Annotated in this window: 21 protein-coding genes and 1 pseudogene; 8 read left to right on the plus strand and 14 right to left on the minus strand. The window is 67.6% G+C overall.

Annotated elements, in window-relative coordinates:
- Positions 1-60: 60 nt before the first annotated feature.
- From OO70_RS22200 to OO70_RS22220, 6 genes are all read right to left on the minus strand, one after another.
- Positions 61-1,440 carry an IS1380 family transposase gene (locus tag OO70_RS22200; RefSeq protein WP_078651515.1) on the minus strand — a complete coding sequence of 460 codons (1,380 nt, stop codon included), beginning with the start codon at positions 1,438-1,440 and terminating at the stop codon, positions 61-63.
- 119 nt (positions 1,441-1,559) lie between these two features.
- Entirely contained in the window at positions 1,560-2,012 is a 453-nt protein-coding gene (locus OO70_RS22205) for a hypothetical protein (RefSeq protein ID WP_043674228.1), read from the minus strand.
- A gap of 203 nt (positions 2,013-2,215) precedes the next feature.
- Entirely contained in the window at positions 2,216-2,824 is a 609-nt protein-coding gene (locus tag OO70_RS56870; protein ID WP_324604867.1) for a tyrosine-type recombinase/integrase, read from the minus strand.
- Positions 2,763-3,677 carry a hypothetical protein gene (locus tag OO70_RS56875; RefSeq protein WP_324604868.1) on the minus strand — a complete coding sequence of 305 codons (915 nt, stop codon included), beginning with the start codon at positions 3,675-3,677 and terminating at the stop codon, positions 2,763-2,765. Before OO70_RS56875 ends, OO70_RS56870 begins: the two co-directional genes overlap by 62 nt.
- Entirely contained in the window at positions 3,674-3,868 is a 195-nt protein-coding gene (locus tag OO70_RS22215) for a helix-turn-helix transcriptional regulator (protein WP_043674231.1), read from the minus strand. Before OO70_RS22215 ends, OO70_RS56875 begins: the two co-directional genes overlap by 4 nt.
- The gene (locus tag OO70_RS22220) at positions 3,865-4,632 is read right to left on the minus strand and encodes an AAA family ATPase (protein WP_234336903.1); all 768 of its coding nucleotides are present in this window, start codon (positions 4,630-4,632) and stop codon (positions 3,865-3,867) included. Before OO70_RS22220 ends, OO70_RS22215 begins: the two co-directional genes overlap by 4 nt.
- Before the next feature lie 381 nt (positions 4,633-5,013).
- Between OO70_RS22220 and OO70_RS57230 the strand changes: the two genes are divergently transcribed.
- Both OO70_RS57230 and OO70_RS54675 read left to right on the plus strand, forming a co-directional pair.
- Positions 5,014-5,571, plus strand: a complete 558-nt coding sequence (locus OO70_RS57230; protein ID WP_234336904.1) for a hypothetical protein — start codon at positions 5,014-5,016, stop codon at positions 5,569-5,571.
- Positions 5,572-6,132: 561 nt separating this feature from the next.
- Complete coding sequence (locus OO70_RS54675; RefSeq protein WP_158711507.1) at positions 6,133-7,020, plus strand: hypothetical protein; 888 nt, start codon at positions 6,133-6,135, stop codon at positions 7,018-7,020.
- A 45-nt stretch (positions 7,021-7,065) separates the two neighbouring features.
- Here OO70_RS54675 and OO70_RS22230 read toward each other — a convergent pair.
- Positions 7,066-7,311 (minus strand): annotated as a pseudogene (locus OO70_RS22230) (transposase); the annotation flags it as partial.
- A gap of 753 nt (positions 7,312-8,064) precedes the next feature.
- On the opposite strand from OO70_RS22230, the gene OO70_RS22235 reads away from it, so the two are divergent.
- Positions 8,065-8,838, plus strand: coding sequence for a hypothetical protein (locus OO70_RS22235; RefSeq protein WP_043674239.1), 774 nt, complete (start codon positions 8,065-8,067; stop codon positions 8,836-8,838).
- Positions 8,839-9,888: 1,050 nt separating this feature from the next.
- Positions 9,889-11,541: a glycosyltransferase family A protein gene (locus tag OO70_RS22250; RefSeq protein ID WP_043674245.1), complete on the plus strand. Its 1,653-nt coding sequence runs from the start codon at positions 9,889-9,891 to the stop codon at positions 11,539-11,541.
- Positions 11,542-11,707: 166 nt separating this feature from the next.
- Here OO70_RS22250 and OO70_RS22255 read toward each other — a convergent pair whose 3' ends face one another.
- Positions 11,708-12,568, minus strand: a complete 861-nt coding sequence (locus OO70_RS22255) for a helix-turn-helix transcriptional regulator (RefSeq protein WP_043674867.1) — start codon at positions 12,566-12,568, stop codon at positions 11,708-11,710.
- Positions 12,569-12,738: 170 nt separating this feature from the next.
- On the opposite strand from OO70_RS22255, the gene OO70_RS22260 reads away from it, so the two are divergent.
- The 3 genes from OO70_RS22260 to OO70_RS22270 are packed head-to-tail and all read left to right on the plus strand — an operon-like array spanning position 12,739 to position 15,629.
- Positions 12,739-13,608: an SDR family NAD(P)-dependent oxidoreductase gene (locus OO70_RS22260; protein WP_106971739.1), complete on the plus strand. Its 870-nt coding sequence runs from the start codon at positions 12,739-12,741 to the stop codon at positions 13,606-13,608.
- Positions 13,605-14,594, plus strand: coding sequence for an alpha/beta hydrolase (locus OO70_RS22265; protein WP_051741499.1), 990 nt, complete (start codon positions 13,605-13,607; stop codon positions 14,592-14,594). Before OO70_RS22260 ends, OO70_RS22265 begins: the two co-directional genes overlap by 4 nt.
- 36 nt (positions 14,595-14,630) lie before the next feature.
- Positions 14,631-15,629: an aldo/keto reductase gene (locus tag OO70_RS22270; protein ID WP_043674248.1), complete on the plus strand. Its 999-nt coding sequence runs from the start codon at positions 14,631-14,633 to the stop codon at positions 15,627-15,629.
- A gap of 15 nt (positions 15,630-15,644) precedes the next feature.
- Here the strand turns inward: OO70_RS22270 and OO70_RS22275 are convergent, their stop codons facing one another.
- The 5 genes from OO70_RS22275 to OO70_RS22295 form a co-directional block, all read right to left on the minus strand.
- The gene (locus OO70_RS22275) at positions 15,645-16,424 is read right to left on the minus strand and encodes a DUF1963 domain-containing protein (RefSeq protein ID WP_234336905.1); all 780 of its coding nucleotides are present in this window, start codon (positions 16,422-16,424) and stop codon (positions 15,645-15,647) included.
- 63 nt (positions 16,425-16,487) lie between these two features.
- Positions 16,488-16,715, minus strand: coding sequence for a hypothetical protein (locus OO70_RS22280; RefSeq protein ID WP_043674251.1), 228 nt, complete (start codon positions 16,713-16,715; stop codon positions 16,488-16,490).
- Positions 16,716-16,847: 132 nt separating this feature from the next.
- Positions 16,848-17,450, minus strand: a complete 603-nt coding sequence (locus tag OO70_RS22285) for a lamin tail domain-containing protein (protein ID WP_407702819.1) — start codon at positions 17,448-17,450, stop codon at positions 16,848-16,850.
- Positions 17,451-17,784: 334 nt separating this feature from the next.
- A complete protein-coding gene (locus tag OO70_RS22290; RefSeq protein ID WP_043674258.1) occupies positions 17,785-19,320 on the minus strand; it encodes a glycoside hydrolase family 16 protein in 1,536 nt (511 codons plus the stop codon).
- A gap of 27 nt (positions 19,321-19,347) precedes the next feature.
- Entirely contained in the window at positions 19,348-20,994 is a 1,647-nt protein-coding gene (locus tag OO70_RS22295) for a chitinase (RefSeq protein ID WP_043674261.1), read from the minus strand.
- Between the two features lie 239 nt (positions 20,995-21,233).
- Here OO70_RS22295 and OO70_RS22300 point away from each other — a divergent pair, with 239 nt between their 5' ends.
- A complete protein-coding gene (locus tag OO70_RS22300; RefSeq protein WP_043674264.1) occupies positions 21,234-22,553 on the plus strand; it encodes an acyltransferase family protein in 1,320 nt (439 codons plus the stop codon).
- Positions 22,554-22,768: 215 nt separating this feature from the next.
- Here OO70_RS22300 and OO70_RS22305 read toward each other — a convergent pair whose 3' ends face one another.
- Positions 22,769-25,147 carry an endonuclease/exonuclease/phosphatase family protein gene (locus OO70_RS22305; protein WP_078651529.1) on the minus strand — a complete coding sequence of 793 codons (2,379 nt, stop codon included), beginning with the start codon at positions 25,145-25,147 and terminating at the stop codon, positions 22,769-22,771.
- Between the last annotated feature and the right edge of the window lie 185 nt (positions 25,148-25,332).

The following is a 25,332-nucleotide window of genomic DNA, read 5'->3' on the forward strand; positions in this document are numbered from 1 at the left end:
CGCCGGGTTCCACGGCTCCGGGATGTTGCTTTGGTTCGTCGGGACGGTCGGAGTCGCTGGTCAGCCGGGGTTCGGCAGGGCTGCGAGTCGCTGGATCGCGTGGGTGATTACATCCGTCCAGGGCCATCGAGCGGTGAAGCGGAGCCGGCGGCGACGGCTGGTGGTGACCAGTTGGGCGGCGACGGAGAACAGCCGTAGGCGAAGCCGTTTGGGCTCCCAGCGGCGGGTTTCTGCAGTCAGGGCGAGCATCGGCATCCAGGCGAGGAGGTCGAGTGCGATCTGGACGATCTCCAGCCAGATCCGGTTCTGGGCGGTGTCGTGCAGGGGCAGGTTGCGCAGTCCGGTGGCGCGGGCGTTTCGGATGCGGTCTTCGCAGCGGGCCCGGCGTCGGTGACGCAGCTCCAGGTCGGCGAGCTGGCCGCCTTTGGTGTTGGTCGCGAAACAGGTGAGTCGCAGTCCGTCGAGGTCGGTGAAGCGCAACTGGGCGCCGGGGTGCTGGCGTTCCTTGCGGACGACCAGCCGCATCCCTTTCGGCCAGGTGCTCAGGTCGGGCATGTCGGTGATCTCCGCGATCCAGGCGCCGGGCCGCTCGGTGGCGCCGGCGTCGTAGGCCGGTGTCCACGCTTTCTTCGGGATCTTCAGGACGGCTTGGTGGATGGTGTCGGTGATGGTCATTCCGACGGAATACGCCAGCCACCGGCCCCGGCGGGAGAGCCAGTTGATGAAGGCGTGGGTGCCGCCGGCGGAGTCGGTGCGGATCAGTGTCTGGCGGCCCCGCCGCAAGTGTTTCGGCAGTTGGGCCAGAGCGAGCTGGGCGGTTTCGATGTGGTCGGCGGCGGTGTTGGAGCCCGCGTTGCCGGGTCGCAGCAGCGCGGCCACCGGTTCTCCGGAACCGGCCTCGCCGTGGTCGACGAACGCGACGAGCGGGTGATGGCCGAAGGTCTTCTTCCAGGTCGCGGTGGCATCCTGCTTCTCGGAGTGCGCCAGGACCAGCACGCCGTCGATGTCCACGACCACGTTGCCATCGGCGGCCGGACCGTCCGCACCGGCCAACTCCCAGACCCGGGTGCGTACTTCGGCCCGCGCCGACCGGATCGTGGTGAGAGCCTTCGGGCCGGCTGCAGCGAGAGCGTCGATGAGACGGGAGACCGTCGGATCGGAGGCCACGGGGCCGAACATGTCGGGCTCGGCCCGCAGCATGCCGACGTCGGCCAGGCAGTCCCCGCCGAGCGCGACGGCCAGGGCGACATCCAGCAGGATCTTCCCCGGATCGTGCACTGCCCGCGGCTTGCGCCACGGCGCCAGCGCAGCCGATATCGCGGTGTCCAGCCCGGACTTGCGGACCGTCTCGACCAGCAGTACCGCCCCGGCCTGCGAGACCACCCCACGGTCGCCGGCCTCGACACGAACATGCGGATACGACCCGCTACGCTTCTTCACCTGGAGAGTGCTTCTTTCCTTGCAGCTGACAGGACCCTCGACAAGTCCCATCGTTGCAGGTCAGTCGCACTCTCCATCTATTTGATCAAGGGTCGGGCGACCTCGGTCCCGGCAGCGTGTCACTCGGTGAGGCGTCTGGGCTCCGGCGACCAGGACGGCGGCAACGGGATCTCCTCGTCGTGGTCGATCAGCAGCGGGAAGCGGTCGTGCCACCACCTGCCCTGCGTCGACAACCGGCCGGTCTGAGGGCTCTGCGGTTTGATCAGCCCTGTCGCCGCGAGATACCGGGCATCCCACCTCTCGATCACGGGCTGACACAGCGCCCGCAGGGTGGGAGTGAGCAGAGGCAATGCCTCGTCCAGCCAATCACGGCAGCTGAGATCGCTGTAGTACTCCCAGATCCATGTCGTATCGAAACCTGCCTCAACGCCGACGACGAAATCCTGCCAGGACCTCATCTGACGGAAGAAAGTCGGGGAGGAACCGAACGAGCCTGCAAGCAGCCGTTGGGCACGATCGGCGGACGCATAGTCCTCGGCCCTGAGTAGAGAGACGTCCACATTGCGCAGCATTGCAGACGCATCCCCCCGCGTCACGGCGTCTTGCCTTGTCCACCATCGGCCGACTCCGCACCCACCAGGCGCAGAGTAAGAAACGACCGCCACCGAAAAGCAGAAGCACATCTTGCCTGGTGAGCGGCAGACGCCAGCCCTTCAACTACAAGCCTCCTGCCCCCTCGTGAAAGCCCGAGGTTAGGCCACTGTGACGGCGCCCCTCAGGCCACGTCGCCCTCTTCTTCCAGAGCCTTTGTAATCTTCTCGTTGGCGGCTTCCTCGTGTCCGTCGATGCATCCGTGGTATCGGCGGTGGATCACCTCCGGGGAGTTGCCGACGCGCCGGGCTATTTCAGCGATCGGGACTCCCGCGTTGAGCCACCGCGTGATGCACGCGTGCCTCAGGTCGTACGGCCGTCCGGCCAACGGTGAATCGACGCGCTCCGGCGGGAGAGCAAACACCCGCGCTTCCTCCCACACGCGCCAGTACGTGGACGAACCGACGACTCCCCCGCGCTCGTTGCCGAACACCCGCCCTTCCTTGGCGGTCCCGAACTCCTTCAGGTGGGCCCGCAGGATGGCGACCAGGACGGGCGGGATGGGGACCGGGCGGTCCGTGTCCGCCTCGCGCGCCTTCAGGCCCCGGCGGTCGTGCCGCTCCCCCGAATCGGTCCACTGCTTGCCGGAGACGGGACGCGTCTCCCGAAGCGTCAGCGTGCCCCAACCCGCGTCCGGCAGGTGGCAATCGGAGAGCCTCAGCCCGACCGCCTCAGCGGGCCTTAGGCCCGCCGTAGTACAGGACCGCGTAGAAGGCCGCCAGGCGCCGCCCACGGTTGCGGTCCCACGAACCGACGTAGGAGACCGCAGTGAGCAACTGGCGCCCCTGTATGGCGTTCACGAGGACGCGTCGGTCCACCACGGCGCCGGAACCCACGCGCTTCTTGTGGGCTCCCTGGAGAGGGTTCTCCGGGAGCTCTTTCGCGGCCACCGCGTGTTCGAGGGCCGTGTTCAGAACCCGGCGCCGCCGCTTGTGCGTCTCCCCCGCCGCCGGGGTGCCATCCAGTCGATAGCTGAGGCGATATAGCACGTCCTCGAACACCACAGGGTCGACCAGGTCGACAACCGGACGGTCCTCCTTCATCAGCCACTCGTACGCGGCCTTCAGTTCGGCCGGCGGCTCCTGTCCCGCGTTCGCGGGGACGATCGCCCACCGGAACGCCAGGCGCAGGGACTTGTCCTCAGGGGTGTTCTCGCCTCGCTTCACCATGGCGAGCGACACGGCCGCGAGACCGTCCGCTATGCCCTCACGGGTCTTGGCGGCGCTCATGCGCCACCGCCCGGCGATGTACTTCCGGCAGAACTCGAACCACCGCAACGACGGCTTGGCCTCAGTCGCCGTTGCCGCCGCTTCAGCCGCGCGGACTTCGGACTCTGGCTGTCCGCTTGCGATCTCGAACGCTTCGCCCCGGCGCATGGCCTGCCGCAACTCCGAGCGCCGGTTTTCGGCGAGTGCCGACGTGGCGAACGTCGCGCTGCTCACCTTCCCGCCTACGACCCAACGGAGTTGATACGGGAGTGCCTTGCGGTCGACCTTCGTGACCTTCCACAGCCGGACGTCGAGGGAGTAGCCCGGCCTTGCCTCCCCGTGCGAGCGGAGAGGCAAGGCGTCATCGGTCGTGCTCACGCGGCGTCCTCCCGCTCGGCAAGCCACCGCTCGTATTCGGATCGGCGGATGCGTACGTCACCGTTCGGCAGCTTGATCGAACGAGGGGCCTTCCCGAGTTGGCGCCACCGGTAGAACGTCGACGGAGCCACCTTCAGATCGGTGATGACCTCCGCGACGGTCAACTTCTCGTCCAGCGCGCGGGCGCTCATACCGCCGTCCCTTCGGCTTCGGTCGACCCGGACAGTCCGGACAGCTCCAATTCCGACTGTCCGGGTTGTTCGTGCTGGTCAGAGGGGGCAACCGGACAGCCGGACAGTGCGGACACCTCTTGGGCGCCCTGTGTCCGGGTCTCTGTGTCCGGGAAGTACCGGCCGCCGGCGTCCTTGGTGAGCTGTCCCGCTTCGGCCATGCGCGAGCACGTCCGGCGGATCGTGTCCATGTCGACGTGCGGCAGCTCGCCCGCCATGTCCTTGGGCTTGGCACCGGGGTGGGCGCGGACGTAGCGGAGGATGGCGGCGCGCGTGTCGCCGACGGTGTGGTCGGTGGCGGGGCCGTCCAGCAAGTGCCAGGCTCCGGAGGCGGGTTGGAAGGTGAGCGCGTACTCGGCTTCGTCCACGTCGCGGCCGGTGACGTGCAAGATGCCGTCTGCCTGCCCGCGGGCACGCTTCAGTACGAGCGTGGCGTCAGCGGCGCCCGCGATGCCGTTGGTCCCGGAGACCTCGGTCAGGAAGTCGTCCGAGCCTGCCTTGAGGACGTGGTGGACCAGGACGACGGCGATGCCGTAGTGATCCGCGAGCCGCTTCGCGTAGCCGACGGAGACGTAATCCGCGTCGTACGCGGACACCCCTTGCGGGGCCCGTCCACGCATCTTGGCGAACACGTCGATGACGACCAGGCGCGCGTCCGGGTTGCGGTCCAACCACTGCACGATGACCTCGGTCCCGCCCGCGGGGAAGGGCGGGCACTCGGTCACGAGAGTGAGCCCCGCGGGCGCCAGCTACCCTCCCAGCAGCTTGCCAATACACGTCTGGAGACGGCGCGGAGTGTCTTCCAGCGCGAAGTAGAGGACCGGTCCGCCGTCGACGGGCACGGAGTCAAACGCCTTGCCCCCGGCGATGACACGACGGGCGTGAGCACCACCCTCCCACTCGAGAAGGCGCGTGAGCTCATGGCCAAGTTGGTGCGCGAAACACCCTGGCTTCAACATGCACTGGCTATACAGCGGGTCGACCAGCTGATGTCAGAAGGAACAGATCCAGACGGCTGGTGACATCTGATCTGTGACAGATGATCGCAGCTGATTGACAAATGATCTTGATCGATTCAAAAGACCGCCTGGTCATAGACAGACGCCATGCCTGAAGGACCCCCTGCCCTCCCCGCCGCACTGCGCCGCCAAGTCCTCGTCGAAGCTGGCCACCGCTGCGCTGCCCCCACATGCCGCCAGGACCCCGTCGATATCGAGCACGTCGTCGACTGGGCGAAGGTGAAGAAGCACGAGTTTCGAGAACCTCATTGCTCTGTGCCCGACATGCCACCGACGCAAAGGGGACGGGCCGATCAGATCGACCGCAAGGCGTTGCGCCAGTACAAGGCGAACCTCGCTGCCCTCAATAGCCGCTACAGCGGTCTCGAGCGGCGCCCGGTCGAGCTCTACGCAAACTCTTTCCGCACTGGGAAGGCCGCCCCGGCCAACCCTCCCGTCGTCCCGCTCAGCACCGACTCGTGGCTGCACCTGATGTACCTCGTACAGGACGGCTACCTGGCGCAGGTGCCGTGGCGCGGCGCAACTATCCAGCTCGGCCCAATCCCTGCTCTGGAGGCCTACCAGCTCACCCCTGCCGGCGCAGAGTTTGTCCAGCGGCGGACTGCGGCGCAACCGCTGGATCCGCCGATCGAAGACGAGGCGTAACACGCGTCACCTGTCACCTAAGCCGCCCGCTGTCAAGATCGGCTGTCACTAGTGTCCCAGCTGTCGAACTGTCCGACTAAGGCCCTCACCTGCACAAACAGACCGGACAGCTCCAAGTCCCGCTGTCCTGGCTGTCCGGTTACAGAAAGGCTGCAGCACTGGGGGGTTGCAATCTGTCGGCGCCTGTATGCTTCCTGCCTCGCAACCACGGGCACGACGTGCGGGTGGCCGAATTTTTGGTGGCGTTACAAACGCTTTCCAAAATACTCAGTAAACAGCCAAGCTATCCCTCGATGGGGAAAATGTGAGGGCGCTATGAATCTACACGAATGGCCCCACCTGGCGGCCGGGGTTGTTTTGCTTTGCGTCGTCACTCCCATATATTTATACTTTTGCATGTATGTCTTGAGGAAGCTTGTCACGATCACGAAGCCTTGGAGGTCACCCAAGCTACTCCCGTTTTTGCCAATTCCTATGCCCAGAAAGCGCAAGCATGTCAGTAGAATAACAAGAAGAGCGATAGCTACCGCTCGCGTTTTAGGGGAACCCCCGTCTAGAGGCGTGGCAGATTACATAGCAGCATACGCCAAGGTCAATGCGGCCAATTCCTGGTTCAGAAGAAATACGCGCCTTCTGCTTGCATTTCAGGCCCTCTGCGCCGTCCTCACGTTCGCCACCGCAGCTTATTCTTTGCCTACCGAAGATAAAGCCATGACGATAGCGGGGATTTGGATATCTTTCACAGTAATCGTTATTGCTTTTCGTAGGACGATGTCTCATTTGGTGCAGGTAGTAGCCGACCTGGGCGCCATTCGTCAAATTTTCATCGCCTTGAACGAATGTTATTCTTCCCTCAAGGGAGAGGGTGGAGTTCTAGCCATAGATGATCGAGTTCGGCGAATATGTGGGGAGTTGGCGGATTTCTCCCAGGAGAAATGGGCTGTTGCTGACCCGGAACGCTTCGAACTTGTAGCTCGCCATGTCGGCGCGGTGCAAAAGGAGCTTAGGGCGGTAGCGGCAGAACTTCTTCGCGGGAGTCCTGGTGCCATGCCGAAGTTTGTGCGCCTCCAGTTCGTCCTGTTGGACCGTCTAATCGATGAGAGGTGGATGGCGCTGCTCGATGTTTTCGAGGAACCGGCTTCAGAGCTAATCTCATCACCTGAAGTCCGAGAGAATCGGCGTGACACGTGGATCATTATTGCGGGAGCGACTGTGGCCGCCATCGGGATTGGTGCAGCTGCGACTCTGGGCGTACCAACAGCGGCAGCTGTACCAGCCGCCTTGGTGTTCCTGTTGGGTCCCGCGACGCTATGGGGAAGTAAGCGGCTAAATCTTACCCCTGGGGCCTTTATCGGTACGCTCAGAGGCGCGGTGACAAACCAGCAGCAGGGAGAGGTTCCGAAACAGAATACTTCTGAAGCTACCAATGGTTCAAGCGATGCGCCTTAACTCAAGCCAACCGGCGGGTAGGCACCTCCTGGCGCACCGTATAGGGCACATCATGCCCGAGCCGAACCCCAACTCCTGCGGCAGGCACTCCCACTGAATCCCTGTGTGCAGCACGTACAAGATCCCGCACAGCACTTCCCGGTCCAGCAACGGCTTGCGGCCTGAGTACCGGAACCTGCGCTCACGCTGCGGAAGCAGCGGCTCCAGGCGGTCCCACAGCTCATCCGACACGATCCACGGCGACGTCCCCACACCAGACCGAACGCTCAACTCCCGCACCAGCCACGGCAGCCAGGACCGATCCACCTCTTTGTGTTAGCCGTTGTAAGCCCATCACCTGCACGAACAGCCCGGACAGCTAAAGTGCCGGCATTCGGACTGTCCGATTACCGACGGGCTGCAACACACCGGGGTGTTGCAGCCCGTCGGCGAAGCCGACCTCTCCAATGGTCGCAGGAGCCAGAGGCGAATTCCGGTTTCGCACTATCTGCGATACAGGAGGGCACCACATCCTCCGAGGATCAAAGAACCTGCGAGCTCATTCGCAAGCCGAACTCTGATTGTGCTCTGGGGCCGTGTACGCAGATTCGAATCCTGCCAGGGGCACCTTGGATTTGCTACCCAAAGACCCCGCCATCAGCGCGTTAGCTGAGGACGGGGTCTTCGCGTTTGTGCAGGCGGATGCCGCCGGAAGCAGCTGATTGTCAGTGATCACGTAATGGTGACGTAATGATCTTGGCGAAGCTTCCGGCAGGTCAACGGCCGTTTGCTGTCTTCCTGTCCAGTCTCTACGCAGGCGGCCAAGTCTCTCCGTCTGACCGCGCTCAAGTGAAGATCCCGGGCATGTGGCCACGCGGCTCGTCGTCAGCCTTCACGCTGGCCACATGTGAGGTCCCGCAGCACGAGACCCTGGGTGCGGAGCACCAGCCCCACGCCCATTTGACGCAACCGCCGCTGTCCGCATGTGTCTTAGGTTCGGCCGCTCAGGACTCCGCCAGGGGCCTGCCGTCTCATACGGCCAGCACGTTGGATCAAGGAGGAGAGATGCTGGCGAACCTATTGCCTGGCCTTCGTGACGTCCGGGCACCATTGTCGGCGGGGTGCATCTGGCTCTTGACGCTCTGGCTGATCATGGAGGATCGGGTCCCGACGCGGGAGCAAGCACAAGGGGTGTGGGCGTCGTTGTACCGCCTCGGTGGCTTGATGGGCCCCGCCGCATTGCTGGCGTCCGCAGCCTTCGCCGCGTACCTCATCGGCGCAATGTTGATGGTCCGCGTCGCCACGGTGAACGTACAAGAAGCACGGAAAACGGCGAGACTCAGGAACATTCAGATGGCTCTCACGCCTCGCGTGTCGAAGCTCGCGTTCGATGACCTGGTCAGCTTCCTGCAAGCGCAAGGGCGAGTACCTGTACCGAAGCCAAATGAGATCAGAGATCCTCGTCGTGAGCAGGGCGAGCGTGGTCTGGTCAATCTGGTAGCACGCGACGTGCTTGGCGAGACCAGACAGCTTCGTATCAAACTCCTGATCGCCAACTACGACTTGTTCAACGAGTACGACCGAGCCGTGGGCGAGGCAGAGTTCCGCAAGAACGTCGCCTACTCCCTCGTAGGCCTCGCGGCAACGCTCAGCTGGCTCTACTCCCCTTGGTGGGCTCTCATGCTGGTCGTGCCTTTCCGGCTCTACATCGCCGGGGTGGGGAGCGAGCGAATAGCCAACGACGTCATCATCCAGGCTGTAGTCGCGGGACTCCTGGAACCCGCCACCTTGACCGGAGCCGCGGGTCTGCCGGCAGTTCCCGCGAAGCGGAGCCCATAGCGTCGCGAGCGTCCGATACGCCTCCGACACGACGAGCCCCGGATTTCTCCCGGGCTCGTGTGAGGGGCGTGTGGGCTGTGTCAGTCAGTCTTCCGCGTCGCCCTCCTCCCCCGGACCCCTCAGGATCCGGTCGTTCATCTCCTGCTCCTGGCCTTCGACGCACTTGGCATAGATCCTCAGCAAGACGTCGGCCGAGTGACCGGCACGGGCCACCACCTCCGAGGCGGGCACACCGGAGTCGAGCCACGGGGACACGCCCGCGCGACGGAGGTCGTACGGAGGGAAGGCCGGCGCCGAGGACAACAGTGCGGAATCTGAGGTGTGGTTCTCCTTCTGGCCGGGCCGACTGTCCGTTGTGCCTGGTCGATCAGCACGCTCGCCGTCGTCAGCCGCGGTAGCCGTCAGAGCGCTTCGTCCAGCTTCCAGGACTTGCAACTTTCGACAGCTTCCGCCCTTCATGCTGTTGAGGTGGCCATCTCCGTCCGTCGTAGTCGATCGGCTCCTCGGGGCCGCTGCACCCCTAGCCTCTGGCCCGTGTGGTTGGTCGCGCCTGTGGCACTGACAGCCGTCGGCCTGCTCGGATAGGCGATCTACCACCAGGCCTACGCCTGCTTCGCCCACGCCGCCGCTCACCGGACACCGGTCAAGCCGGTCAACGACGTCCTCAAGGCCACTGTCACCGTTCTGACGATGATCGGTGCTGTCTTGGCCAGCCTGTACGCCTACCGCAAGCAGTTACTCGCCGAGAGCGACGCCCACCGCGCGGACGCATCGCAGCTCGCCGAACGCCGGGTAGCGCACTCCCGCACGGCAGTTCCCAGCCTGCTCCCTCGTGAGGTCCGTGCCATAGGCGTGCCAGATCCTGTGAAGAACCGCGGGGAACGGCGGGAGAACCGGCCTCGATGCCAACGCGTAGGTCCGGCCCCGCACCGCCTGCCCCCTTCGCAACGCCCGCCCCAAGAGCCGTACAACTTCTCCCCAACAACAGATGTCTGGTACGGCAACAGCACCTGTCCCGGGGGGGATATTTTGATCAAGGTAAGCGTTGTCGTGCCTGTGTTCAACGCCGGTTCCTACATTGAGCGTTGTGCTCCGTCGCTGGTCAACCAGAGTTTGGGGGCGGATGCGTACGAGGTTCTGTATGTCGACGACGGGTCTACGGACGACTCGGCCGAGCGGCTGGGGCGGCTGGCCGAGATGCATGCGCATGTGCGGGTCCATCGGCAGGACAACTCGGGGTGGCCGGGGAAGCCGCGGAACGTGGGGATCGATCGGGCCAGGGGGAAGTACGTCCAATTCGTGGACCAGGACGACGAGTTGTCGTACGAGGCGTTGGAGCGGTTGTACGCGCTGGCGGAGCGGAACGGGTCGGACATCGTGCTGGGGAAGGTGCACGGGACGATGCAGGGGCCCAGCAATGTGTTCAAGCGGACCGTCGAGCGGTGTACGGCGGCCGACGCGCCGCTGTTCGAGAGTCTGACGCCGCACAAGATGTTCCGGCGGGAGTTCCTGCGGGAGCACGGGATCCGGTTCCCGGAGGGGCGGGTCAGGCTGGAGGACCAGTTGTTCATGGCGCGCACCTACGTGCGGGCCAAGACGGTGTCGATACTCGGCAACTACCCCTGCTACCAATGGAATCGGCGTGAGGACGGCGGCAACAACAGCAGTCGCCGGATCACCGCCGACGACTACTACGGCCACCTGGGCAACGTCGTGGAGGCGATCAAGGAGGGCACGCAGCCGGGCGATCTGCAGGACCGGCTGCTGCGCCGGTCCTACCGGGTGGAGTTGTTGCGGCCGGTGAGTGAGCCTCGGGTGCTGCGGCGCAGTGGGAAGGATCTGGAGGAGTACTTCACCACCGTTCGGCGGATGGCCATGACCAGTTATCCGCCGGGGGTGCGGGAAGGGCTTCCGGCGATCAGTGGGCTGCGGGCGGAGTTGCTCGTGCAGGGGCGGCTGGAGTCCCTGGTCGAACTCGCCCGGCGTACCGAGCAGATCAGGGCGCACGTCGAGGTGGACGACATGCGGTGGCGGAACGGCAAGTTGGTGATCCGGTCCCGGGTCGGCATGGTCCGGGGCGATGGGGAGCCGTTGACCGTCGTGGAGCGTGGCGGGCGGATGTTGCTCGATCCCGAACTTCTCGACGGCATCGAGGGAGCTGAGGGGTGGGAGGTGCCCGATCCCTTCTCGTACGCGTACGGGGAACTCATCGTGCACGACACCGCCGGCAACCACTGGTGGTACCCGGACGGGGAGTTGGCGCCGGCGTTGGAAGCGATCGGCGGTGGTCGCCATCGGGTTGTCGTCGTCGGTGAGAGTGTCGTCGATCCGTTGACGGTCGCCGGCGGCGAGGCCCTGGACCCCGGCACCTATCAAGTCTGGGCCAGCGCCCAGCTGTTGGGCGTCGGTCGGCGGCCCCGGCTGACACCCGCCGCGGGGCGCGGCCGTATCGCTCTCGGCACCGTTGCCGTCGGTTCGCCCGGGCGCCTTGTCTCCCCCACCTGGGCCGGTCCCAGCGGCCAACTCCGGCTCGGCGTCGGCGGACCCGGCCGGATCGGCACCACCCGCCGGCTCGTGCTGCGCACCGCCGCCGACCATCGCCTCCGTCACGCTGTCCGCGAGATGTTGCGGCGCCTCCCGCGCGGCGCCAGCCGGAACATCCGTGCCGCCGCGCGCAACGCCGAACGCTGGATGCTGCGGTAGCGGCAAGAGTAACTCTGGTGATTTGTACAGGAGTTGGGTGGCTGCGGCGCCGGATACGGGGGACGCGAGCGGGACGGCGGCGGTGTCGCGCCACGCCACGTCACGTCACGTCACGTCACGTCACGCGACCAACAGCGCTCGATGGACCTCGCGGGCGGCCCCGGAGTCAGTGGCCCTCGGTAGCGAAATCGTCCGTGCCCAGCACCTTGAGCAGGGCCAGTTTCTGCTGACTTTCCGTGCCCGGAGTGGCCGTGAAGATGAGGAGGGACTGGCCCTGGTCCGGTTCCAGGAGGAGTTGGCAGTAGAGGTCCAGGCGTCCGACCTGGGGGTGGACGAAGCTCTTGGTCTCGCTCCAGCGCAGGCCCACCTCGTGGCGCTCCCACAAGCGTGCGAACTCGGCGCTGGTGCGCAGCAGTTCGTCCGCCAGGTCGGTCGCCGGGGAGCCGGGTCCGTCCCGGGCGACGGCCGCGCGCAGCAGGGCGGCGTTGGTGCGACTGCTGTCGTCGTGCTGCTCGGGGTCGTAGCGCTCGCGGGCGGCCGGATCGGTGAACCAACGGTACGTCGCGCTGCGGGAGTTGCCGGTGTACTGGGTCTGGTCGCCGAGCAGTGCCACGGCGGACGGCGTCTGGAGGAGTGTCTCGCCCAGGGGGCCCATGACCTGTGCGGTGGTGTCGGCCAGGCCGTCCATGACCCGCATCAGGCCGGGGCTGACGTGCTCAACGCGCAGGTCTCGGCGGGCTGTTCGGTAGCCGGCGAGCAGGAACAGGTGATCGCGTTCGTCGGGGGTCAGCCGTAGGCCGCGGGCGATGGCCGCGATCATCTGCTCCGACGGTTGCGGGCCGTCGCCGCGTTCCAGTCGGGCGAAGTAGTCGGCGGACATGGTGCACAGCTCCGCGACCTCCTCGCGGCGCAGGCCCGGAGCGCGTCGGCGTTGGCCGCGGCGCAGCCCGACGTCCTCCGGTTGCAGCGCCGTGCGGCGGGTGCGGAGGAAGGCGCCGAGGGACGAGCGGTCGAACGTGTGGTCCATGGTCCCCATCGTTGGTCATCCGGCGCGGCTTAGCCACGACCTGCCAGTCAGTGGTTGCGCATGTCCTTCCAGCGCCCGTGGTGCGGCGAGTTCACTGGCGATGCGATCACCGGTCACCGGTCGCGGTGAATCCGTAGCAGCGCACCACTCACACCACGGAGCCAACTCCCATGACCCGCATGACCAGTTGGACAGCGAACGACCTTCCCGACTTGAGCGGCCGTACGGTCGTGATCACCGGGGCCGGGCGTGGCCTCGGGCTGATCACCGCACGCGAACTCGCCCGTGCCGGTGCCCGTGTCGTGCTGGGGGTGCGCGACACCGGCAAGGCCCGCGCCGCCGTCTCCGGTCTGCCCGGCACCTTCGACATCCGGCCGCTCGACGTGTCGGACCTGGCTTCGGTGCGCGCCTTCGCCGACTCGTGGTCTGGCGACATCGACATCCTGATCAACAACGCCGGTGTGATGGACATCCCCGCCGCGCGCACCGCCGACGGCCTCGATCTCCAGACGGCCACCAACTACACCGGACCCTTCCTGCTGACCACCCTGCTGCTGGAGCACATCACCGACCGCGTCGTGCACGTCACCAGCGAGCTGCACAAGCAGGGCCGGATCGACCTGGACGACCTCGACTGGCGGACGCGCAAGCACAACGGGATGCAGGCCTACCAGGCGTCGAAGCTCGCCGTGGTCCTGTTCTCGCTGGAGTTGCAGCGCCGGCTGAGCGACGCCGGCAGCCCGGTGCGCTCGGTACTCGCGAGCCCCGGCATCGCCCGCACCTCGCTCGCGGCCCACTCCCGGTCGAACGTCGTCAACCGGTTCACGTTCCTCACCAACTCCCCGGAGAGCGGGGCGCTTTCGCTGCTCTATGCCGCGACCCAGGACGTCCCCGGCAACTCCTACATCGGGCCGGACGGGCTGGGCGGCTTCCGGGGCTCCCCCGCCCTCCGCCGACCGGGCAGGGCCGGCCTCGATCCGGCCCTGGCCCGCCGGCTGTGGGACGCGACCGCCGACCTCGTCGGGGCGGTCGCCCGATGAGTTGTCTGAAGGCGCCTCTCGAGGCCGCCGACCACGCCGAGATCTACGTACCGCACGGCTACCCGGAACAGACCGTCGATCTCGGCGAGATCCGGATGAACTACGCCGTGGCCGGCGACCCCGAACTCCCCGCCATGCTGCTCATCCCGGCGCAGACGGAGTCCTGGTGGGGCTACGAGGCCGCGATGCGCCTGCTGGCCGACCGCTACCAGGTGTACGCGGTCGACCTGCGCGGCCAGGGCCGGTCCACGTGGACGCCGGGGCGCTACAGCCTGGACATCTTCGGCGGTGACCTGGTCCGCTTCCTCGACCGGGTCGTCCAACGGCCCGTCGTGGTCTGCGGGTTGTCGTCCGGCGGCGTGATCGCGGCCTGGCTGTCCGCCTTCGCGGCGCCCGGCCAGATCCGTGCCGCGGTCTACGAGGACGCCCCGCTGTTCGCCTCAGAGACCGACCCCGCGGTCGGGCCGTCCATCCGGCAGGGGGTCGCCCCGATGTTCCGGCTGTGGCACAAGTGGCTCGGACCTCAGTGGAGCATCGGCGACTTCGCCGGGATGCGGGCGGCGACGGTCCGCGAGATCCCCGCCTGGATGCTCGCCGCGCTGGAGAAGATGGCACCGGCCGGCACGGGAGGCCCGCCGACCGCCGTACCGCAGGATCTTCGGGAGTACGACCCCGAGTGGGGTGACGCGTTCGTCTCCGGGCGGGCCACCCTCAACTGCGACCACGAAGTGATGCTGCGTCAGGTCAAGGTACCGGTGCTGTTCACCCATCACTTCCGTCAAGTGGACCCGGACACCGGGCAGTTGCTCGGCGCGATCACCGACCTCCAGGTGCGTCGGGTACGCCAGTTGATCGAGGCCGGCGGCAACACCTTCACCTACCGCGCGTTCCCGGACATGCCGCACTCCCTGCACGGCCACGACCCGGCCGCCTACGTCGACACGATCACCGCGTGGGACGACGGCCCGGCCGCCGGCCCCGCATAGACAACACCCCTACGACGACTTGGACTTGGTGGAGAAATGACGCTACAGACACACACAGTCGGCGGACGCGGCCTGGTCGCCTCCGTCGAGGGACTCGGCACCATGGGCATGACCGCGATGTACGGCACCCCTGACGAGGACGAGGCGATCAGGACCGTGCACCGGGCGGTCGAACTGGGCGTCACGATGTTCGACACCGCGGACATGTACGGCCCCTTCACCGGTGAGGAACTGCTCGGCCGGGCGCTGAAAGGTCACCGTGACGAACTCGTCGTGGCGACGAAGGGCGGCGGCGTCACGCTCGACGGGACCGGGAAGATCGTCGGCGGCCCCAACGGACGCCCCGCCTATCTACGGGCGTGCGTGGAGGGCTCGTTGAGCCGGTTGGGCACCGACCACATCGACCTGTACTACCTGCACCGGGTCGACCCCGGTGTGCCCGTCGAGGAGACCTTCGGCGCCCTCGGTGATCTGGTGACGGAGGGAAAGCTGCGGTACCTCGGTGTCAGCGAGGCGTCCCCGGCGAGCATCCGGGCGGCGCACGCGGTGGCCCCTCTGTCGGCGGTGCAGACCGAGTACTCGCTGTTCAGCCGTAACGTCGAGGTCAACGGTGTGCTCGACACGGTCCGTGAACTGGGGATCGGTTTCGTCGCGTACGCGCCGCTCGGCCGCGGCTTCCTCACCGGGGCCGTGCGATCGGTGCGCGACCTGCCGGCCCATGACTTCCGCCGCACCTCGCCGCGCTTCGCCGACGCGCACCTGGAGCAGAACCTCTCGCTCCTCGACCGGATCGTCGCGACGGCGGACCGCCTCGGCGTGAGCACCGGTCAACTCGCCCTCGCCTGGGTGCTCGCCCAGGACGGCGTCACGGCCGTCCCGGGAACGAAGCGGCGCACCTGGCTCGACCAGAACGTCGCCGCCGCCGGCATCGAACTCGACCCCGCGGTCATCGCCGGACTGAGCGCCGCGATTCCGGTCGGAGCCGCGGCAGGAGACCGCTACACACCCCTGGGCATGGCCTCGATCCAGGAGTGATCCCCAGGACCCGGATCAGGTCTGCTGCTCGTACTGAAGGCCGGCATACCGTCGGGCGGCAATGTCCTCCCGGGTGCCGACGATCAGGTTCATGGTGTACACCGTGTAGTCGATCGCCTGCCCGGCTATTTGCGCGAAGAGTACGAGATCGCCCTCGTCCGGAGCCATGTCCCAGGGGTCGGAGAGCCCGCCGATCTGTACGCAGGCGCCGGGGCGTCGTCCACCGAAGGCCAGGTCGCGGACGGCTTCCTCGAAACTCTCCAGAACGTCCACCGCTCCGTCGCCGTCCAGGAACTCGCCGGTCCGCGGGCCCCCTTGCCATTCGCTGTCGAGGGTCAGCCCGGGCACGGGATAGAGGGTGCGCGGTTCATAGACCCTCGCCTCCATGGCCTCACCTCTGAAGTCGTACGACGCGGCGCGCTCCGTGGTGGGTGCTCCGGCGGGGACATGGAGCACCGCGGACGACTCGGGCGGGTACGAGATCTCGGTGAAGAACAACAGGTGCCCGTCGGCGGGGAGTTCGATGTCCAGGACGTCGTGGGGCAGGGCCGCGCAGTCGACGCTCAGCACGAGCGGCTCCCTCCCCTCGGGCCACTCCACCCCGTCCGGCAGTGCGGGGAGCCCGCCCGTTCGTGCGGCCGGGCGGGCGTTCTCCCGCAGGGACTCGGGCACTTCCTTGTGCTGCACCAGGTAGAGGCACGGCCGGGTCCCGGCCATCAACTCCCGTGCGACGGGACCGGGTACGCCGTATTCGGCGGCCGTCTTTAGGAGGAGCCGTTCGTCGATCGATGTCATGCCGGCGATCGTGCCACGGGCCACTGACATGTCTCGGAAGCTCAACTACCTCGCTGGGGTGCGCTACTTGTCCGCCCGGTAGAGCTTGATGTCCTTGTTGACGAAGAGGTGGACGTAGCCGCAGCGCCAGCAGATCAGGCCGGTGGCGTTCTCGTCGGCCCAGGCCATTCTCATGAACTCCATGCCGGTGCTGTTGAGCAGGACACCCCGCTCCCGGAACAGATCTCCTTTGCAGACCTGGCACTTGAGCCAGACATCTCCCAGTGCCGCCCGTACCGGCTTCTTCGCCATCGCGTGAACTCCCCCGTCGTGCCGTGCTGTTGGACAGAGGTTACCCACACGTACCGAAGCGGCGCGCCGCCCCTGGAGGGGTGGCGCGCCGCGGGGTGCTACGTCACTGCTCGGTGGTCATGGTGCGGGTGGTCAGTGGTGACCGCCACCACCGTGGCCGCCACCCTCCTGACCGCCACCACCGTTGTGGCCACCACCCTCGTGGCCGCCACCACCCTCGTGGCCGCCGCCACCGTGTCCGCCACCGTTGTGGCCGCCGCCACCGTGGCCGCCGCCGCGGTGCTCACCCCAGGACTTGTCGTCCACGAGGCGTCGGTGGTCGTTGCGCAGGGTGGCGGTGTCGGAACGGTTGTCCCAGACGTAGTCGCGACGGTCCTGGTAGACGTCATGGCTGTCGTCGCGGCCCACGCCGGTGTGGACACGCACGGTGGCGTGGCCGTCGAGGCGGTAGTGGCGGAAGGTGTAGGTCTTGCCGTCCTTGTTCGACAGCTTCCAGCCGTCGAGGTTGACGCCGTGGCGGGACTGGTTGGTGATCTCGATCCACTCGTTGTTCAGGGAACGGGCGGAGCGGTCCTCCGGTCCCGGAGAGTCGTACTGCACGCGGCTGATCTCCACGCTCGGCCGGGCCGCGTGGTCGGCCGCGGTCGCCGGCAGTGCCGCCGCGCCGACGAGAGCACCGGCCGCCAGAGCGGCTGCGGCCAGACGGCGGACGGACACGGAAGGTGAAGAGGTCACGGGTTCCCCCTGCATGGTGCGGGCACATCCTTGGATACGGCAATTGCCGGACCCCGGGCTGTGCGGTGTGCGGGTGGCGGCCTGTTGGCCGCACACCCACACCTTCTCCACCGTGCCAGCGGGATATGAGCGATACGAGAATCACGTTACGGGTCAGTCGCATTTCCGTGACTCTCGCCTGCACTGTCCATTTATGCGCGTGATGCACCAGGTTGACGCCCCGATTTCTTGCGGGCACTGATCCGAGGTCGGTGATCGCCAGGGTGCGCCACCCCAGGTCCGCCGAGGTCGTCACCCGAAAGTGAGTAACGGTGAACCTCCCACCTGCGAACTGTTACTGGTAGTAACAGTTCTTCACCGATCCTGACGCCGGGTCACCGAAGACGGTGTTGGTGCACGTGGTGCCGCCGCTGAAGGAGCCGTAGAAGTACTGGCCGTTGGCCCCGTACGCCACCTCGTGGGTGCCGGAGAAGGAGCAGGTGCCGTTCTCCGCCGCGCAGTTGGTCCAGGTCGTGAAGGTCGGCGGCGGGGCCATGAGGTAGCAGGACTTGGCGGTGCCGGAGATCGGGTCGCCGAAGACCGTGTTGGTGCAGGGGGTGCCGCCGGGGAGGGTGGCGTAGCGGTACGAACCGGCGGCGCCGTACGCGACCGTCATCACGCCGGTGAAGGCGCAGGTGTTGTTCTCGGCAGCGCACGGGGACCAGATGTTCGTCGCGGGGGGTGCTGCTTCGGAGTAGCAGGATTTCACCACCCCACTGGCCGGGTCGCCGAAGACTCCGGTGGTGCACGGGGTCGAGCCGGTGGCGGTGGTGTAGTTGAAGCGGCCGTTCGCGCCGAAGGCGACGGCCGAGGTGCCGTTGACCGCGCAGGTCGCGTTCTCGGCCGCGCACGGGGTCCAAGTGCCGGGCAGGGCTTGGCTGGTGGAGCCTGTGCCGCCGGTCGTGGTGTACGCGGCCACGTAGTCGACGCTCAGGGTTCCGCCCGAGGAGGTCGAGGCGGTCGGGGTGGTGCAGCCGCAGGCCGCGTCGGGGAAGGTGCCGCCCATGGCCAGGTCGAGGATGATCGACTGGTTGTGGTCGAAGGCGGCCTGCCAGGTGGCGGTGCCGACTTGGGCCTCGGTGACCGTGTAGTAGGCGCTGCCGTCCAGGTAGAAGGTGATCGTCTCAGCCGACGTGTTCGTACGGTCGAGGATCATCGCGTACGTGTGGAAGCCGCTCTGGCAGCCGGAACAGGCGCGCAGGCCGCTGCTTATCCCGGTGCCCTCGTTGCAAGGGCCGCCCGGTGAGGTGCCGCAGTGGATCGTGCCGGCCACGTCGGACAGGGCGTTGACGTCCTCCATGATGTCGATCTCGCCGTTCTCCGGCCACTGGCCGGGGCCCAGCATCCAGAACGCGGGCCAGTAGCCCAACCCGCTTGCGGGGCTGGGCTGTTGGATGGACGCGGTGACTTCCAGCTTGCCGCCGGCCGGTGCGCCCACGTTCGCGGTCGGGGTCTGGATCCTGCCCGAGGTCCACGAACTCCCGGAGCCCAGCGCGGTGATGTTCAGATTGCCGTTGCCGTCGAGGTGGGTGTTGGCGGTCGAGTCGGTCATCGTCTCGATCTCACCGGTCCCGAAACCGGAACCCGGGCCGGTGTCGAACTTCCAGTTGCCCGACGAAGGGGCCGATCCCGCCGCCCCGTTGAAGTCGTCACTGAAGACGGTGGACCAGCCGGAGGGGGCTCCGGGGGCGGCGGCCATCGCGGGTGGGGCGGTCGTGGTGCCGTAGAGCAGGGCCACGACCGAGGTCAGGGCCGCCAGCCAGACCAGTTGTCTCGTGCGGAGCGAGTGTCCGGTAGTTCCCCTTGCCTTCGATACCTTCGATCTGAACATCGTCCGGCCTTCCTCGGGAGACGAGCGCTACTGGACGTAGCAGGACTTGGCGGTACCGGACACGGGGTCACCGAAGACCGCGTTGCTGCAGCCGGTGGACCCGGACACGGACCGGTAGACGTAGCGTCCGGCCGCGCCGTACGCCACCTCGTGGGTGCCGGAGATGGTGCAAGTCCCGTCTTCCGCCGCGCAGTTGGTCCAGGTGGCGAAGGACGGCGGCGCGCCGATCAGGTAGCAGGACTTGGCGGTGCCGGCGGCCGGGTCGCCGAACACGGCGTTGGAGCACGCGGTGCCGCCGGGCAGCGTCGCGTAGCTGAACGAACTTCCGGCGCCGTACGCCACCGTCATCACGCCGGAGAAGGCGCAGGTGCCGCCCTCGGCGGCGCAGGAGGTCCACACGTCGGTCGCGGGCGGGGCGGTCTGGCCGTAGCAGGACTTGGCGGTGCCGGAGATGGGGTCGCCGAAGACCGCGTTGGTGCACGGCGTGGAGCCGGTCTCCGTCGCGTAGTTGAACCTGCCGCTCGCGCCGTAGGCGACGGCCGTCGTCCCGCTGACCGCGCAGGTGCCGTTCTCGCTCGCGCACTGGGCCCAAGTCCCGGGCAGCGCCTGCACAGTTGAGCCGGTGCCGCCGCTGCTCCCGGAGGTGAACGCCTGGAAGATCCGCGCGAAGTCACCGGAGTTCTGGCTGACGCCGCTGCACGTGCTCTGGGCCGAAGTCGATCCCGCACAGCCGCCGTTGTCGCGGTTCTGCGACCAGTACGACGTCAGGGCGATCCCCCGCGAGGCGTCGAAGGCCTCGACGCTGCGGGCGTTGTCGAGGGTGAAGATCTCGCCGGCGCTGTCGTTCTGGCCGATCATCGGGGTGTTGCCGAGCTTGGCGTAGGCGGCGGACGTGGAGATGCCGAACGCGTTCGCGACCTGGCTCGCCGCCGCGTCCACGGCCGTGTTGGCCGCGTTGCCCATGTCGGTGCCCGAGGTGCCGTAGTCCATGGTCATGAGGTTGACGACGTCCGGGGTGAAGCCGTTGGAGCGGGCGTTGTTGAGGACGTTCACGCCGTCGCCCGACAGGCCGCTGGGGAGGGCGGGGAGGGTGACGGAGATCGACAGCGAGCGGCCGTTGTTGGCGGCCCAAGTGCGCACCTGGGCAAGGGCCTTGTCGCGGCGGTCGATGCCGGACGAGTTGGTGAGGGACGCCGACTCGATGTCGAAGTCGACGTGCGAGAGGTTGAAGGTGGTGATGACGCTCTCGATCTGCGCTGCCGCCGCCTCCGGGCTGGAACAGGAGTCGCCGATCTCGGTGAGCGCGGTGTCGGAGGTGTAGCCGCCGAAGGACACGGAGACGTCGCCGCCCAGGCCGCGGATGCCGTCGATCTGCGACTGGAGGGCGGACTGGCCCGGCACCTGCCACTGACAGCCGGGGCCGTCGACGAACGCGGCGGTGAAGAACTTGGTGCCGTAGTTGTTGGCCACATCGGTGAGGGAAACGTTTCCCGAGCCCGCGTCGAAGTAGGGCGCGAAGACATGAGCGGGCCAGGCGTTCGGGGCGGAGGCCGCCGACGCGGGTGCCGCCGAGGTGAGACCGGCGGCGGCGAGGGCTCCGGTCAGCAGGGCGGCGGAGAGGACGGAACAGGTGCGAGTGCGAGTGCGGGAGCTGGATCTCGATCGGGTGCGCATACAGCTTCCTCCAAGTGGGGGGTGAATCGATTCAATTCCTGATCGATATTGGTGCAGACCAATGCGCCGTGTGGGCCCAGGGAAGCAGCGTTGACAGGGGCGAGTCAAGGCAAGGGCGGGTCAAGAGACCCCCGGGGGCGAGCGTTGAGCGAGCGCGGGTGTCGTGACGGGCACGGATCGGTTGCGGGTCGACGCACCTCCGCCCCAACTGCCGTACGCCCACGGCACCATGGCGTCCCATGGGGGACTTGAGCGGGGGCCGGGATCGCTACGTCGACTTTCTGCGGGCGTGGGCGATCGTGCTGGTGGTGTTCGGGCACTGGCTGATCACCGGGTTGGTGCGGGAGCCCAACGGGGCAATCAGCGCACCGGAGTTGCTGGCCACCGTGCCCTGGACCCAGTGGCTCACCCTGGCGTTCCAGATCATGCCGCTGTTCTTCCTGGCCGGCGGGCACGCGGCCGGCGGCTCCTGGGCACGGGCGCGGAACGAGGGCCGCACGGCGGCGGGTTGGGTGGGGCAGCGGGCGCTACGGCTGCTGCTGCCGGCCGGGGTGTACAGCGGGCTGGTGCTGGTCGCGGTGGCGATCTGCTCGGCGGTCGGGGTGGATCCCGGCATCCTCGCGCTCGTCGGGTGGGCGATGGCCATGCAGTTCTGGTTCCTGCCGGTGTATCTGCTGCTCAGTGCGGCAACTCCGGTGCTGCACGCGGCGCATCGGCGGTGGGGGCTTCGGGTGCCGGTGGTGATGGGCGGGGTCGCGGTCGTCGCCGATCTGCTGGTGGTCGCCGTGCACGCGCCCGTCGTGGGACTGCTGAACTACGTGCTCGTGTGGGGCGTCGCCTATCAACTGGGCTTCTGCTGGCGGGACGGACTCCTCGCGGAACGGTCCGTCCTCCCGGCCTGCATGGCCGTGGGCGGCGCGGTCGCCTTCGCCGGGCTCGTCGTCCTCGGGCCCTTCCCGGTGAGTCTGATCCTGGTGACCGGACAGCATCCCAGCAACACCAATCCCCCGTCAGCGGCCATGCTGGCGTGGGCAGTTGGGCAGGTCGGCCTCGCGCTGCTCCTCGCGCCCGTCCTGCGACGGCTGCTGGCACGCGAGCAACTGTGGCGGCTGGTACGGCCGTTGGGCGGCGCCAGTATGACGCTCTACCTCTGGCACATGCTGCCGGTGCTGATCGTGGCCGGTGCCTTCTATCTCACCGGGCTCGCTCCCGAACCGGCCTATGGGTCCGGGAGTTGGTGGGCGCTGCGCGTGCCCTGGCTGGTCGTGCTCGGGGTCGTGCTGGTGGGGGTCGTAGGGGCGCTGCGGCCGTTGGAGCGGGCGCTCTCCATGGTCTACGAGCGGACGCGGCCCGGCGATCTCCCGCGTCGGCCTTGGGCGTTGGGGGGCGGGCTGGCGGCGAGTGTGAGTGCGCTGATTTGGTTCGCGGGGCATGGGTTCGCCTACGGCGGGCGGTTTCCGGTGCTGCCTGCGGTGGGGTTGGCTGTGGGGGTGGGGCTGGTCATGGTGACGGGGCGGAGTGTGGTGGACCGGGGTGTGCGCCTGCGCCTTGGCGTCTGAGGGGCTTGTGTTGTCTTGCGAGTGCGGGTCCGCTGTGGCTGGTCGCGCAGTTCCCCGCGCCCCTTAGGCGGTTGCCCTGGCCGGGATCGAGAGGGCACGCCTCTTAGGGGGTTGCGCTGGCCGGGGTCGAGAGGGCACGCCTCTTAGGGGTTGCCCTGGGCGGGACCGGGAGGGCACGCCCCGTGAAGGGGTGCCCTGCCCGGCCTTCAACGGTGTTAGTGCCTACCGCACTTCGAAAGGTCGATCCGGACGATCTGCGGATCGTGGTCGCTCGCCTGGTCCGCGAACTCCGCGTTGATGTGGACGACGTCGTAGTTGAACGACGTCACCGCGGGGCTGGTCAGGATGTGGTCCAGGGTCTGGGAGTTGCCGTCGTAGACGTAGGTGTAGCGCTCGGCGGCGGGGAGGGTGGTGATCAGGGGCTTGAGGACCTTGTCGGCCGTCAGCGTGGTCACCGTCTGGGAGAACTCGTAGTCGTTCAGGTCGCCGAGGACGACCGCCTTGGCGTTCTTGTCCGCGGCCAGCAGGGTCTTGACGAAGGTGTTGACCTCCGCGGCCTGGGCCGCGCGCTGGGTCTCCGAGCTGCGGGCCGGAGGCTGGTAGCGGCCGTGGATCGGCTGGTCGCCGCCCTTGGAGATGAAGTGGTTGGCGATCACGAAGACCTGCTCGCCCTGGAAGGTGAACTCGCCGACCAGGGGCTTGCGGCTGTCCTCCCAGGCCGCGTTGGTCGGGTCGATCCGGCCCGGGGAGTAGGTGAGTTCGACGCCGTGGCGGGTCTTCACCACGCTCGTGGCCGTGGTCGCGTCGCCGCCCGGGTGGTCGGTGAAGGAGACCCGCTTGGGGTTGAAGAGGAAGACCTGGCGGATGTTGCCCCCGGGCTCGCCGCCGTCCTGGTCGTTGGTCGGCGAGATGTAACGCCACTTGTAGACCGGGCCGCCGGCCGCGCGGACCGCGTCCGTGAAGCGCTTCAGGGTTCCCTCGGCCGTCACCGTGCCGTCGTTCGTCGCGCCGTTGTCGTCCTGGATCTCCTCCAGGGCCACGATGTCGGGCGAGTTGAGGTTGACCGCGACGCCCTCGGCGAGCCGGTCGAACTTCTCCTGGGTGTCGAGCGCGTCCAGGTTCTCCACGTTGTACGTGGCGACCGCCAGCTCGTCCTTCTTCTGACGGCGGGTCACCTCCTGCTTCAGGCCGTTGTCGACGAGGGTGCCGAGCTGGGTGGCCTGGACGTTGTAGCCGCCGTATGTGGAGTAGTCGAGGGGGCCCGTGGTCGTACCTGAGAGTTCGTCACCTACGTTGGCCGCGGGGAAAGTTGAGGTCGTGTCGAGCGACATCACCTCGATGCGGCCCGTGTTGGGCTGGTCGTAGGAGGAGTAGAGCGTGCCGCCGCGCGCCGTGGCGTTCTCGTCCGGCTTGACCGTGACCCACAGCTCGCCGTACGCGTCGCTCGCGCCGACCACGCGTGCGTCGGCGAACGTGACCCGCATGCCCTCCAGGGACTCGAAGAAGTCCTGGGAGTAGACGGTCGGTTGGAGCGCGAGGGACTCGATGCTGCCGCCGGACGCGGTCGGGATGTAGGCGTCGGGGATCGAGGTCGCGTCCAGTGTCACGGCGTCCGGCAGGGCGTTGCCGCTGGAGAGGACCGTGGTGGTCGGGCCGGTGATCTCGGTGTTCGACTGGCTGGTGCTGCTCGGGTAGTACTCGCTGACCTTGCCGGTGACCAGGATCGAGTCGCCGACCGACACCGTGGGCTTGGTGGAGCCGGTGTAGACGAAGACGGCCTCGCTGGTGCGCGGGTCGGTGTCGGGGGTCGGGTCCTGGATCCAGTAGCCGAGGGAGCCGCTGCTGCGGACGCCGGTGACGATGCCCGGGACGCGGGTGACCGTCTGGCCGGAGTACGGCGAGAGGCGGGTCGTGCCCTGGATGTCGTGGACGCGCACGGTGCCGGGGTCGGTCGGCGAGCCGCCGTCACCGCCGCCGTCGCCCGAACCGGGCGTCTGTCCGGCCGAGTTGACCGGCGACGGAGTGCCCGCGGTGAAGTCGGCCGCGTTGTCGTCGGTGTCGGCGAGGGAGTCGGCGCGCGCGACGGCGGCCGTGTTGGAGGCGCCGGTGGCCGGGCCGCTGCCCTCGCGGACGACCGCGGTGCCGTAGCCCGTGAGGTCGACGATGCGGGTGTCGGCCGCGCAGTCCGCGGCGGTCTTGCAGGTCAGCGCGGTGGTGCCGGAGACCAGGGCGATCGTGCCGGAAGTGGCGCTCATGGCGATCGAGCCGCTGGCGTCGGTGGTCGGCAGCGCGGTCGTGCCGCCGCTGCCCGTCCCCTCGCCGACCAGGTAGCGGGCGCCGGGGGCGACCGAACCGGTGAGCGCGGTGACCTGCCAAGTGGAGCCGGAGGACGGCGTACCGGGCAGGTACTGCACGCTGTAGCCCGACAGGTCGTAGGCCGCGGAACCGGCGTTGCCGAGTTCCACGAAGTCCCGGGTCAGGGTGGCTCCCGAGTTGCCACCGCCGCCATACACCTCGGCAATCACCGCTGAGGCGGAGGGAGTTGCGGACGCGGCGGGCAGGGCGGTGAAGGCGAATGCTCCCGCCGCGCCCACCGCGACGATCGCTTGGGCGGTGCGGCGGGCGCGGGGTCTGCGCCCTTCAGGTCTGGACACGCTGGCGGTCTCCTCGTACTTCGTGTAGCTGCCGATACCGGTACCTGTGGGGAGTCGGCTCAAGTTACGCGCGTAGAAAGGGAGTTGCCAGAGGGCCTCGCGTTAAATCCAGGGAACAAGTGAGT

The sequence above is a fragment of the Streptomyces xylophagus genome, assembly GCF_000716435.1.
Classification (GTDB): domain Bacteria; phylum Actinomycetota; class Actinomycetes; order Streptomycetales; family Streptomycetaceae; genus Streptomyces; species Streptomyces xylophagus.